Source organism: Plesiomonas sp., assembly GCF_051650925.1.
In the GTDB taxonomy this organism is placed as follows: domain Bacteria; phylum Pseudomonadota; class Gammaproteobacteria; order Enterobacterales; family CAMTGL01; genus Plesiomonas.
Genome location: NZ_JBOFRH010000543.1, coordinates 1 through 11,759, shown reverse-complemented (window position 1 = coordinate 11,759; position 11,759 = coordinate 1). Strand labels below are relative to the sequence as shown.

The 11,759-nt window shown below is 47.6% G+C and carries 9 protein-coding genes; 4 read left to right on the top strand and 5 right to left on the bottom strand.

Annotated elements, in window-relative coordinates:
* Positions 1–824 (bottom strand): hypothetical protein (locus ACRC27_RS12985; protein WP_438640068.1); only part of this gene is annotated, 824 nt, incomplete at its 3' end.
* A gap of 170 nt (positions 825–994) precedes the next feature.
* Here ACRC27_RS12985 and ACRC27_RS12980 point away from each other — a divergent pair.
* On the top strand, positions 995–1,615 hold the full coding sequence (locus ACRC27_RS12980; RefSeq protein ID WP_438623449.1) for an FKBP-type peptidyl-prolyl cis-trans isomerase: 621 nt from the start codon (positions 995–997) through the stop codon (positions 1,613–1,615).
* Positions 1,616–1,734: 119 nt separating this feature from the next.
* Here the strand turns inward: ACRC27_RS12980 and ACRC27_RS12975 are convergent, their stop codons facing one another.
* Positions 1,735–2,307 carry a YtfJ family protein gene (locus ACRC27_RS12975; protein WP_438623450.1) on the bottom strand — a complete coding sequence of 191 codons (573 nt, stop codon included), beginning with the start codon at positions 2,305–2,307 and terminating at the stop codon, positions 1,735–1,737.
* 510 nt (positions 2,308–2,817) lie between these two features.
* Here ACRC27_RS12975 and ACRC27_RS12970 point away from each other — a divergent pair.
* Positions 2,818–3,024: a DUF1107 domain-containing protein gene (locus ACRC27_RS12970; RefSeq protein WP_438623578.1), complete on the top strand. Its 207-nt coding sequence runs from the start codon at positions 2,818–2,820 to the stop codon at positions 3,022–3,024.
* A 172-nt stretch (positions 3,025–3,196) separates the two neighbouring features.
* Here ACRC27_RS12970 and ACRC27_RS12965 read toward each other — a convergent pair whose 3' ends face one another.
* Both ACRC27_RS12965 and msrA read right to left on the bottom strand, forming a co-directional pair.
* Positions 3,197–4,561 carry a hemolysin family protein gene (locus tag ACRC27_RS12965; protein ID WP_438623451.1) on the bottom strand — a complete coding sequence of 455 codons (1,365 nt, stop codon included), beginning with the start codon at positions 4,559–4,561 and terminating at the stop codon, positions 3,197–3,199.
* Between the two features lie 230 nt (positions 4,562–4,791).
* Complete coding sequence (gene msrA, locus ACRC27_RS12960; RefSeq protein WP_438640067.1) at positions 4,792–5,430, bottom strand: peptide-methionine (S)-S-oxide reductase MsrA; 639 nt, start codon at positions 5,428–5,430, stop codon at positions 4,792–4,794.
* A 148-nt stretch (positions 5,431–5,578) separates the two neighbouring features.
* Here msrA and tamA point away from each other — a divergent pair, with 148 nt between their 5' ends.
* Both tamA and tamB read left to right on the top strand, forming a co-directional pair.
* Positions 5,579–7,285: an autotransporter assembly complex protein TamA gene (gene tamA / locus ACRC27_RS12955; RefSeq protein ID WP_438623453.1), complete on the top strand. Its 1,707-nt coding sequence runs from the start codon at positions 5,579–5,581 to the stop codon at positions 7,283–7,285.
* A complete protein-coding gene (gene tamB / locus ACRC27_RS12950) occupies positions 7,282–11,136 on the top strand; it encodes an autotransporter assembly complex protein TamB (protein WP_438640066.1) in 3,855 nt (1,284 codons plus the stop codon). The genes tamA and tamB overlap by 4 nt, the downstream gene beginning before the upstream one ends.
* 110 nt (positions 11,137–11,246) lie before the next feature.
* Here the strand turns inward: tamB and ppa are convergent.
* The coding region (ppa, locus tag ACRC27_RS12945; RefSeq protein WP_438640065.1) for an inorganic diphosphatase at positions 11,247–11,759 on the bottom strand (513 nt) is incomplete at its 5' end.

Sequence of the window (11,759 nt, the reverse complement as noted above, 5' to 3'; positions counted from 1 at the left end):
ACCTGCGCCAAAGTGACACCTTTACCAACCTGATAACTTTTCCAGCCAGTGCTGTTGCTTGTAGCAGCCGGTGGCGGTGTCGTTTTTACTACCTCTTTTTTGGCGGCTTCTTTAACTGGTGGTTTGGTTACTGGCGCTGGTTTTACTGCCGGTTTATCGGCAACCATGGTTTTTTCGCTGCTGGTGTTACGGGCCGGTGGTGCAGTTACCGTACTTTTTGGCCGTTCGGTGATCGGGCGTTCTGCTGCCGGTGTCCGATTGGCTGAGTTGATTGCCGCTGTGTTATTACCGTTATTACGTGCTGGCGGTATAACAGGTTCAACCTCGGTTTGCCGCTCAAGCTCTTCTGGCATCTCTTGCGGAATTCGGCGATCAGGCTCACGGGCAGAGAGAGCTTCCGGTGTAAGCGTCACCGGCTGGCCATCATTCGTATCAGCACCACTGAGCGCTCTGTTTTCATCCACAGAGGTTGCCGAAGGTCCGCGTGAGGTACTGTCACCCGAAGGCAGCAAGATACCCAGCAGGATAACCAGTACGCTGACCGTCATCCAGCGGCGGTGAAAAGGCGAGACTGGGCCGAACCACGTAAAGCGATCAGGAATATGCCACAGTGCAATCAGACCCGCCTGTAATACGCCAGACAACCCCAACTCTGCCGATGGCAGTGAGATATTCATGGTCGGCAACTGCCACTGAGGCAACTCTAGGCGGTTAAACCAGCGTTGCAGACGCCGTGTGCGGCTGTTCTGATTTTTTTTGACCGGTTTTGCTCGGCGCTTTTGACCTGTTCTTCCCACAGGCCCGTTATCTGTTCGCAGGTCCACTTTTGCTCCATGTACTAGACGTGCCGCGATAAGTTTATTTTTTCCTTTTCGACGGCAAATGTCACGGTATTTAGATTGAAAACTCGGATTTCTCTTCCCACTTTTTGCCGGAAAGAACAGAGACTGCTATGCTCGCGGTTCAGTAAGCGGTTTATCGGTAAGGAAAACAGATGACAACCCCGATTCTTGAAACCTTAGAAGCACAAGCAAGTTATGGTATTGGTTTGCAAATTGGCCAACAACTGGTTGACAGTGGTATGGCTGATTTAGCGCTTGATGCGCTGTCTGCGGGTCTGCGTGATGCGCTAGAAGGCAATGCACCTGCAATTCCGGTTGATGTAGTTCATCGCGCACTGCGTGAAATGCACACCCGTGCGGAAACAGCGCGTCAGGCTCAATTCCAAGAAGTTGCTGCCGAAGGCGAAGCCTTTTTACAACAAAATGCTAGCCGTGAAGGTGTGAATAGCACAGGTTCAGGCTTGCAGTTTGAAGTGCTGGAACAGGGTACTGGCCCAATTCCTGCACGTACTGACCGCGTGCAAGTACACTACACCGGTAGCCTGTTAAATGGCACTGTTTTCGACAGTTCTGTACAGCGCGGCCAACCGGCAGAGTTTCCGGTTAATGGCGTGATTGCAGGTTGGACCGAAGCGCTGACTATGATGCCAGTCGGCTCTAAGTGGCGTTTATACATTCCACATGCACTGGCATATGGTGAGCGTGGCGCTGGCCAATCTATCCCGCCTTGCAGCATGCTGCAATTTGATGTTGAGCTGCTGGATATTCTGTAAGCGCCCGCGTTAAAATCAGTACTATTATTACAAAATCACCACGGGACGTTTTATTACGCGGCCCGTGGTGATGTTTATGTGTTGAGGCTCTTGGCCGTAACTTACCTATTTTTCAGCCGTTATTTTTTCAATTCAGCTTGGATCAGGCCCATTGCCTGACTAATTTCACCCGCCGTCAGCGCCCCTTCTTTGGCAAACAATACCTTCCCTTGCGCATTGAGCACAATAATGGCGGAGCTTTCCGGTTTTAACTGCCATGCCTGTTGCACTACACCGTTAGCATCATAAATAAATTGTGACCACGGAAATTCGAGTTTGCTGTCTTTTAGGCTGCTGCGCACAAAGGCACTGGTGCCGATAATGGCATCGTCAGCATTCACAATCGTGGTGGTTTGATAACGTTCGTGCGAAAGCTTGGCGGCTTTAATCGCTTCAATAAAAGGTGCATTCATCTCTTTGGCAGATGAGCGCCCTGCAATGGCTTGTACTACACGAACTTTCCCACTCAATTGCTGCGTGCTCCAAGGGGAGTACACAATATCAGTGCCTGATTTCTCTGTTTTTTGGATAACCATTTCACCTTTATCAATCACAGTGGCACTTGGCAGTGGCTTATCTTGCTGGATCAGTGAGGCAAACACCCACGCTGGAAACAGGGCACTCAGTGCAACCATCAGAACGATTTTCTTCATCTTGTTTTCATCCTTTATAAAATAGGGGAAGAGCATCAGTCTTCATCTGCGGCGATTACCGCGATCTTATTGAAATAGGCGTGATTGACTGAAGAGTACAAGCCATACGGTAAGAATATGACCTGTGGTTAGCATAGCCTGCACGGTGGGGTTTGTCAGGTTCAGGTTACGGTTTGGTTGCTGTTTTGTGTGGCTATTCTTGCTGTGGAGATGTGCAGATCAGGAGTGAGATACGACATTTATCGTATAGTGATGACCATGTTTTATATGTGACCATTATTATATCGCGGGATAAATTTGTGAATCGTCACAAAATATCGTTTTACTGAAAAATTTCAGCAATATTTTCCGACTATCATCAACGACCTGATATGACATTATGACTATGATGACCTGGTCATGATGACGATTTACCTCACTTGTGTTAATATTATGTTGTGCTTGGTTGACGAGGAATGTTCAAACGCCGAGAGAGCAGACAAGTGGACTTGAATGGAGGTCAAACCAATGATGCGTATTTTTCAACGTTACAACCCCCCTGTGATTGCGCGCTACGTAAAGGGATTTTTCCGTGGCCGTGTCTATATTAAGGGAATCGGTGCTTTTGAATTTGATCAGGGTAAGATCCTGCTGCCAAAAACAAAAGATAAACAGCATTACATTGTGATGAGCGAGATTAATCGCCATATCAGTGAATTGCATGCTGAGGCAGCGTAAGAGATGAGTATATTTGTAATATACAGTATGCCTGAATAATCAGATCGCAATAAAGAGCAACAGAAAAGCGCAATAAAAAAAGCCATCAGCAATGATGGCTTTTTTAGTGTGTATTTCAATGATTAGGTTGGCCGTGATTAGACAAACAAATCCTGTTATTCGATATATTTATTCAGTTTTTTTGTTCAGTCTCTTCCGGCGTTGGCGTGCCATCACTACGCTTTGCTAATTCAAGCTCTTCTTTATTTATGCTCTCAAGTGACATACGAGTGATAAGTAACTGATCAATTTTAAAGTTATCAATATCCACCACTTCAAACTTATATTTATCGAAGATAGTGTAATCGGTACGCTTTGGTATTTTACGCAGCATAAACATCATGAAACCACCAATGGTTTCATAGTTATCTGAATCTGGGAATTCATCAATATCCAATGCCCGCATGACATCATCAATCGGTGTACTGCCTTCAATCAGCCATGTATTTTCATCACGCTGCACAATCAGCTCTTCCTGATTCTGATTGACCAGATCACCCATCAGGGTGCTCATGACATCATTGAGGGTGATAATCCCCACGACCAGAGCATACTCATTGAGGATAACGGCAAAATCTTCACTGCTGCCTTTAAAACTTTCCAGTGTTTCAGACAGGGTGAGCGAATCAGGCACAAACAGTGGGTTGTGCATTGGCAAGCCTTCGTGCAAGGCAATGCTTTTTCCGTTCAAAATCCGCATCAACATATCTTTTGAGTCAACGTAGCCGACGACACTGTCAATGTTGTTATCACACACCAAAAACTTAGAGTGTGGATGCGAGGAGATTTTTTCACGGATACTCTGTTCACTTTCGCGAATATCAAAGTAGATCACATCTTCACGCGGTGTCATCGAAGAGGGCACAGTACGTGATTCAAGCTCAAACACGTTTTCAATCAGATGATGCTCTTGTTTACCGAGTACCCCTGCGAGTGCGCCTTGCTCAAACACGGTGTAGATGTCATCAGAAGTGATGTCTTCTTTACGAATAGTAGGAATGTTGAACAGTTTAAACAGTGTGTTTGCTATCCCATTGAAAAACCAGACTAATGGTTTGAATACGGTGATGCAAAATTGCATTGGTGTAACAATACGCGTTGAGATTGACTCAGGCGCTGCCATACCAATGCGTTTTGGCATCAGATCCGCAAACAGGATAAAGCCACCGGTCACAATAGAGAATGAGAGTAAAAAGCCAATTTTTCCGGCCATTTCCGGTGAGAGCCAGTGAATCAGCAGGCTTTCAAAGTAAGGTGAAAACGCCGTATCACCAATAATACCGCCTAAAATTGCAACGGCATTTAACCCGATTTGTACCACAGTAAAGAAGTTGCCAGGCTGTTCTTGTAGGGCAATGACACGCGCTGCACCTACATTGCCTTCATCGGCCATCACCTTGAGTTTGATTTTACGAGAGGCTGCGAGAGAGATTTCTGAAATGGAAAAGAAAGCACTTCCCGCGATCAGCAGAACAATGGCCAGTATATTTTCCAGCATTATCACGAGACCTTAACAGTAATTATGGCTCACACAAATTGTGGAGCATTTCGTTGTCGGTACTATTTCGTTGTTCGTACTACTAAAGTTACGCGCGCTACGATCATAGCGACAAGGAGGTGTCTGACGATAAGATCGCAGCGCAGCAGTTACTTGTTGTAGATTAAGTAACCAACTTAAATAACTTACGCAGTATAGCTGTCCGTTGAATTAGAAGCTAGGTGTCGTTGTTAAGCTTGCGGCGGCAGACAGACTCCGGTTCCCGCCAGCCCACAGTATCCATGCGGATTTTTAAACAAATATTGCTGATGGTACTCTTCGGCAAAATAAAATGTTGTTGCGGGAGAAATCTCCGTCGTGATGTTGCGCAGATCACCGGCGTCACGCAGGGCGCGCTGGTAGTTGTGTTGGCTGCGGGTGGCTAGCTGTGCCTGCTCTTCGGTAAATGTGTAGATCCCCGAGCGGTATTGCGTGCCACGATCATTACCTTGTCGCATACCTTGTGCCGGATCGTGGTGTTCCCAAAAGAGTTGTAACAATTGCTCAAAACTGATGATTTCAGGGGTATAACGGATAAGTACGGCCTCAGTATGCCCAGTCAGGCCAGAGCAGACTTCATCATAATGTGGATTTTCAGTGTATCCGGCGGTATATCCAGCGGCAGTGTAGCAAACCCCTTCTTGCTGCCAAAATAGGCGCTCTACGCCCCAAAAACAGCCCATAGCCATAATAATAGCCTGTGTATTTGGTGGCGCATCTGCATACAAAGACATGCCAAATACTGCATGAGGAGCGCTAAGTTTTATCGGAACAGAACGTCCCTTTAATGCATTATTTGCACTGACCAAGACAGATTTATCTGAATTCATCATAAAATCCTCTGTATTTTTGCTCTACGCTGTATATTACTGTGGAATGGATAGTTATGATCTCTACCATTGTAGAGCAAGAAATTGTTTCTTGAATTTAATCAACGTGATCTCCGTTGAGGTGTTTGTGCGAAAAAGAACAGCATATTTGTTATTCACATTACTATTAGCATCATTACCGTTACAAGCCTCGGTAAAATTACAAATAGATGGCCTAAGCGGTGAACTGCAACGTAACGTTCGTGCGCACCTTTCAACCATTACCGATGACGAGGTTTCTGCCAGCCCGCGTTTTAAACGGCGGGTCAAGGCCGGTATTGAAGATGGTTTGAAAGCACTGGGCTATTTTAGCCCTGAGATCCAGTTTGATTTAGTCCGCCGCGATCCGCCGGCAAAACCGCTGTTGATTGCTAAAGTAAAACCCGGTGAGCCGGTTAAAATTAAGAAAATCAATATTGAGTTACTGGGCGATGCCCGCAATGATCCAGCATTTCAGGCCTTGCTAAAAAAAACGCCTAAAATAGGTTCTGTCTTGAACCAAGGTGATTTCGATGCATTTCGTAAGCAATTAACCTCTCTGGCATTAGAGCGCGGTTATTTCAAAGCTCAGATATCCAACAGTAAACTGGAAGTTGCGCCTGAATTGTATGAAGCATTTTGGGATATTACGCTCGACAGTGGTCGCCGTTACCGCTTTGGTGATGTGACTTTCAGTGGCTCGCAAATTCTTGAATCCCGCTTAACGCCGTTAATTCCTTTCAAAACGGGGGATTACTATTTAGCCGCTACGCTGGCAAAATTTAACCAAAATCTCTCGGATACCAACTGGTATCGTAACGTGGTCATTGACCCGTTATTCAGTAAGGTTTCCGATAATATGGAGTTGCCTTTACAGGTGACGGTGGCACCAAGAGCGCCCAACAAAGTTGAATTTAGTCTGGGGTATGCCACGGATATTGGTCCGCGAACGAATATTACATGGAATAAACCGTGGACCAATAAGTTGGGCCACAGCTCTGAAACGAAAATGGGGCTTTCACAACCGGAACAAACGTTGGAGTTTGGTTATCGTATTCCTACGCGTGATAATCCGCTGGAAAAATTCTATACCTTCAACAGTAAGATTGAATCAAAGAATAATAATGACACCAAAGATCAATCCGTCTCTGCCAGTATCGGTGCGTACTGGAATGTCTCTTCCGGTTGGCAGCACACGCTCACCTTAAATACCAGTTACAGCAGCTTTGAACAGGGTTCACAACAAGCTGATACCTTCTTGTTATATCCCGGCGTGCAATTTGCCCGTACTCGCTCACGCGGTGGTTTGATGCCATCTTGGGGGGATTCACAAGTCTTTGGTATTTATTATGCCAATACCGCGTGGATGTCAGACATTGATATGTTGCAGTTGCGCGGCCGTACCACCTGGATTCGAACTTACGCAGAAAAACACCGTTTTGTCTCGCGTCTTGAGGCGGGTTGGTTAGAGAGCAGTGACTTTGATAAAGTGCCGCCATCATTGCGTTTTTTTGCCGGTGGTGACCGCAGTATTCGTGGTTACAAGTATGAGTCGATCTCTCCGGTCGACAGTGAAGGCAAACTGACCGGTGCATCGCAAATGGCAACCGGAACACTCGAATATCAGTACAATGTTAGCGGTAATTGGTGGGGTGCGGTGTTTTATGACACTGGTTTTGCGACCAACAAGTTTAGCCGTGATGATCTGAAATCAGGTGTTGGCGTTGGTGTTCGTTGGGGGTCACCACTGGGCCCTGTACGCGTTGATATTGCACATCCTCTTGCTAAAGACAGCTCCGGCGTGCAGCTTTATATCTCTCTGGGGCCAGAGCTATGAATCCGTTAAAAAAATTAAGTATTGGTTTTTTAATTACCCTGTTTTTACTGATTGCGGCATTGGCCGGTTTGCTGGGTACCGAGTCAGGTTTGCGCATTGTATTTAACAGTGCTGCTCGCTGGGTTCCGGGGTTGGATATTCGCGCCGTTTCGGGCAACTGGTCTCGCGGTATTCACCTACAGGGGGTGGAATACCGTATGCCGGGCGTGGATGTCACGGTTGATGATTTCCTGTTGCAGCTCGATTTGAATTGCTTGCGCCGCAGTGAAGTCTGTATTCGCCAGTTGACCACTAATAAGGTTAACGTGGCGATAGATACCGCGCTGTTACCACCGTCTGAGCCGTCAGAGTCTGCACCACTTACCCGAATATCAACACCGTACCCGTTGGGATTACAGCTATTGCAGCTTGATAACATCAATGTTTCGGTTGATGGTACACAGATTTCACTAGCCCACTTTAGCAGTGCAGCTCGCTGGCGTGAGCAGTTGGTTACGTTGGAGCCGACCGAGTTTAACGGCCTAACGGTAAAAACTGCACCTACGGCTATCGACAGTACCGTATCAGAGCCTTCAGCCACTGACAGCAGTAAGTCGGCAATACCGGAAAAAGCTGCCGCTGATCAAAAGAAGGCAGTCAGCAGCCCGGTCACTCACAGCGCTGCAGCTAATACAACCGACAGCGCGGCATCTGATGATATCGCCCAGCAGCTAACCGCGTTATTTGCAAAACCGCTACTGCCTGAACTGCCCGTTATCACTTTGCCGGTGGATATTGCGATTGAGCAGATCCATGCCAAGCAAACACTGATTGATACAGGCACGCCATTGCAGATTGATGATCTGCTGCTCAGTGCCAATACTGTCGATAACAAAGTCAGTATCGATACCCTGCAAGTCACTCTGCCACAAGGCAGTGCATCATTATCGGGAACGATTGATCTGGCAAAAAGCTTCCCTGTACAGCTCACGTTAGATTCCAACCTTGCACTGGCCCCGCTGAATAAGCAGCAGTTACAGCTGGATGTGAGTGGTGCGCTGTATGAACAGCTAAATGTAGCGCTGGCACTGCGTGGTGATGTACAGGCACAGATTTCTTTGCAGACTGAACTGGCTAAAGCCGGTTTACCACTGCAACTGTCGGTTGATAGTAAACGGCTAGTCTGGCCGTTAACCGGAACGGCAGATTACAGTGTGCAGGATCTGGCCCTGAAACTGACCGGTAGCGCCGAAGACTATAAGCTCAAATTGAATGCTGCAGTAAGTGGCACTGATCTGCCTGCCAGCAAACTAGGGTTAACTGCACAGGGCGATCTTAGCCATGTCGCCATTCAAAACTTGCGTCTTGATACGCTCGGCGGCAATGCACAACTGAAAGGCTCACTGGCATGGAAAAAGCTGCTCAAATGGCGTGCAGATCTCTATCTCAATAATCTGAGCACGACTAAGCAGTGGCCTGATTATCCGGCTCAATTAAATGGCCGTGTTAGCACTAAAGGTGAACTACAAGGTGAGGCATGGGCCGTTGATGTTCCGATTTTTAACATCAAAGGGCAGGCACTGAAAAAACCACTCGATTTACAGGCCGTAGTGAGCGGGCGTAGTACCGGAAAATGGAATATCTCGGCACTTAAACTCAATATGGGTGGCAATAATCTGCTGGCAAAAGGGGTTATTGATAAAAACTGGAAGATGGATGCGGAGATCAATGCGCCGCGTCTAGATGGCATTTTGCCGGATTTAGGCGGGCAAGTGAAAGGTAACTTGCAGCTGCGCGGTGCACTGCTGACACCGAATGTAGATCTTGACCTGACTGCGACCCGTTTACGCTGGCAAGATCTGCAAATCGGCCGTTTACAGGCTAAAGGTAAAGTGGATTCGCAGCAGCAGATTAAGGGCAATATGGATATCAGCCTGCAAAATCTGGTGCAAGGTGATCTGTCGGTTAAAACATTGACACTGGCAGCCAGTGGTGATGAGCGTCAGCATCAATTGCGTTTTGCGATGCAAGGTGAACCGGTTTCTGCCGGATTACGATTAAATGGCAGCTTTGATCGCAGCAGCATGAACTGGAAAGGCACGCTAAGTCAGACGGAAGCACAAACACCGGTCGGCCCATGGACGCTGCAAGCGCCGGTTGCTCTGGCGTATAAAAATACGCAACAGCAACTCACCATTAGCCCGCTGTGTTTAACCAACCCAAATGCCGAAGTGTGTTTACCACAGGCGGCTACGGTAGGGGCAAGCGGACAAGCGCAAATTGCCTTGCGCCGCTTTGATCTGGCCATGCTCAAACCTTTCTTGGGCGACCAAACACGTCTGAAAGGGCAGCTACAGGGGCAAAGCGAGATCCGCTGGAGAGCAGATGATGCTATTCCTACGGTCAAAGCCAGTATCAACAGCAGCGATATTCGGATTGTTCAGTGGCTGATGGGTCGCCGTCTTCCGATAGATTTAAGCACGCTAGCTCTGAATCTGAATATCGAAAAAGGGCGCTTACTGCTGACCAATCAGGTTCAGATTAAGGGTAATGGTGGGCTGGATAACCGCATTGAGATCAGCGATCTGGCCGGTAGCCGCCGTTTGGGTGGCAGTATTAAAATCAACCAACTTTCTCTGGGTGTGCTTTCACCGATGCTGGAGAAAAGCGAAAAGGCACAGGGTGATATTAATGCTGATTTGCAGCTCGGCGGTTCACTGTTAAAACCGTTGTTACGTGGTGAGTTGAGTGTGAACGAGCCGCAGCTGACCGGCGCATGGTTGCCGGTAGATATTATTGGCGGCAATCTGAATATTCGCTTCTTAGGCACAAGTTCAACACTGAGTGGTGCATTAAAAACCCCTGAAAGTGTACTGAATCTGACCGGTGAGGCTAACTGGCAAAAGCCGGAGCAGTGGAGTGCATTGGTCAAAGCTAATGCGAACCGCTTGCGGGTTGCGTTGCCGCCGATGGTGCAATTGGATGTCACGCCAGATCTCACTTTTACTGCATCCCCCACACAAATAGAGCTGACCGGTTCGGTGCAGATCCCGTGGGCACGCATCAATGTTGATAGCCTGCCGGAGAGCGCAGTAGATAGCTCATCTGATCTGGTGATCCTGAATAACCAACTGCAACCGGTAGAGAAAAGTAATCCGGGTGCGGCGGTGAAAACTGATCTGATGATCCGTTTAGGTGATGATATCCGCCTGAACGCTTTTGGTCTGAAAGCCCGTTTGCACGGTAATTTACATGTATTGCAAAATACACAGGGGCCGACTATTCGTGGTGCCGTGTATCTGGCTGATGGCCGTTATCACTCATTTGGTCAGGATTTGGTGATTCGTAAAGGTCAGTTGCTGTTTGTTGGCCCACCGGAACAGCCAATGCTGAATATCGAAGCCATCCGTAACCCTGAAGCGGTGGAGAATGATGTCGTTGCTGGCCTGCGGATTACCGGTTTGGCAGACAGCCCAGTGCTGACGATTTTCTCTGAACCGGCAATGTCACAGGCCGAAGCGCTCTCTTATCTGTTGCGTGGTGAACCACTGGATGATGGTGATGGTGACAGTGGCGCGATGACCTCAGCCCTGATTGGGATTGGCCTATCGCAAGGTAGCCAGTTGGTTGGGCAGATTGGTCAGGCATTTGGTATCAGTGATCTATCACTTGATACACAAGGGGTGGGTGATAGCTCACAAGTGGTGGTGAGTGGTTACATTATGCCGGGGTTACAAGTGAAATACGGCGTAGGTATTTTTGACTCATTAGCCGAGCTGACACTGCGTTACCGTTTAATGCCAAGCTTGTATTTACAGGCAGTATCGGGCTTAAATCAGGCTGTTGATCTAATTTATCAGTTTGAGTTTTAAACCAGTCTGTTAGCACTGTACGCAGAAAATAAAAAAACACCGCCCATCTGAGCGGTGTTTTTTTATGGTTATTTGTAGCTATCTTTCAAGCGGCCTGTTGTTCTGGCCGGTTACGCTTTTTTAGCGCGCTCAAATGAGGTCAGAATTTCAGCTTTTGCTGATTCAACCCCTTCCCAGCCTTCAACTTTGACCCACTTACCAGATTCCAGCTCTTTGTAACGCTCAAAAAAGTGGGTGATCTGTGCACGCAGCAGCTCTGGCAGATCGTCGATATCCTGCACATGGTCATACTGCTTACTCAGCTTACTGTGCGGTACTGCAACCACTTTGGCATCTTCACCTGATTCGTCAGTCATCTTCAGTACCCCGACTGGGCGGCAGCGAATGACGGAACCGGGCAACAGCGGGTAAGGCGTTGGCACCAGTACATCTACCGGATCACCGTCGAGTGACAGCGTGTGGTTCACATATCCGTAGTTACACGGGTAGAACATCGGGGTAGACATAAAACGGTCAACAAAAATAGCGCCAGACTCTTTATCCACTTCATACTTGATAGGATCTGCATTCGCCGGAATTTCAATAACAACGTAGATATCATCGGGCAGACTTTTTCCTGCAGG

What these genes read in the sequence shown, in the direction of transcription:
- ACRC27_RS12980 (WP_438623449.1), top strand. Translation starts at nt 995, where the DNA reads ATGACAACCCCGATTCTTGAAACCTTAGAAGCACAAGCAAGTTATGGT.
- tamB (WP_438640066.1), top strand. Translation starts at nt 7,282, where the DNA reads ATGAATCCGTTAAAAAAATTAAGTATTGGTTTTTTAATTACCCTGTTT.
- ACRC27_RS12970 (WP_438623578.1), top strand. Translation starts at nt 2,818, where the DNA reads ATGCGTATTTTTCAACGTTACAACCCCCCTGTGATTGCGCGCTACGTA.
- ACRC27_RS12965 (WP_438623451.1), bottom strand. Translation starts at nt 4,561, where the DNA reads ATGCTGGAAAATATACTGGCCATTGTTCTGCTGATCGCGGGAAGTGCT.
- ACRC27_RS12975 (WP_438623450.1), bottom strand. Translation starts at nt 2,307, where the DNA reads ATGAAGAAAATCGTTCTGATGGTTGCACTGAGTGCCCTGTTTCCAGCG.
- msrA (WP_438640067.1), bottom strand. Translation starts at nt 5,430, where the DNA reads ATGAATTCAGATAAATCTGTCTTGGTCAGTGCAAATAATGCATTAAAG.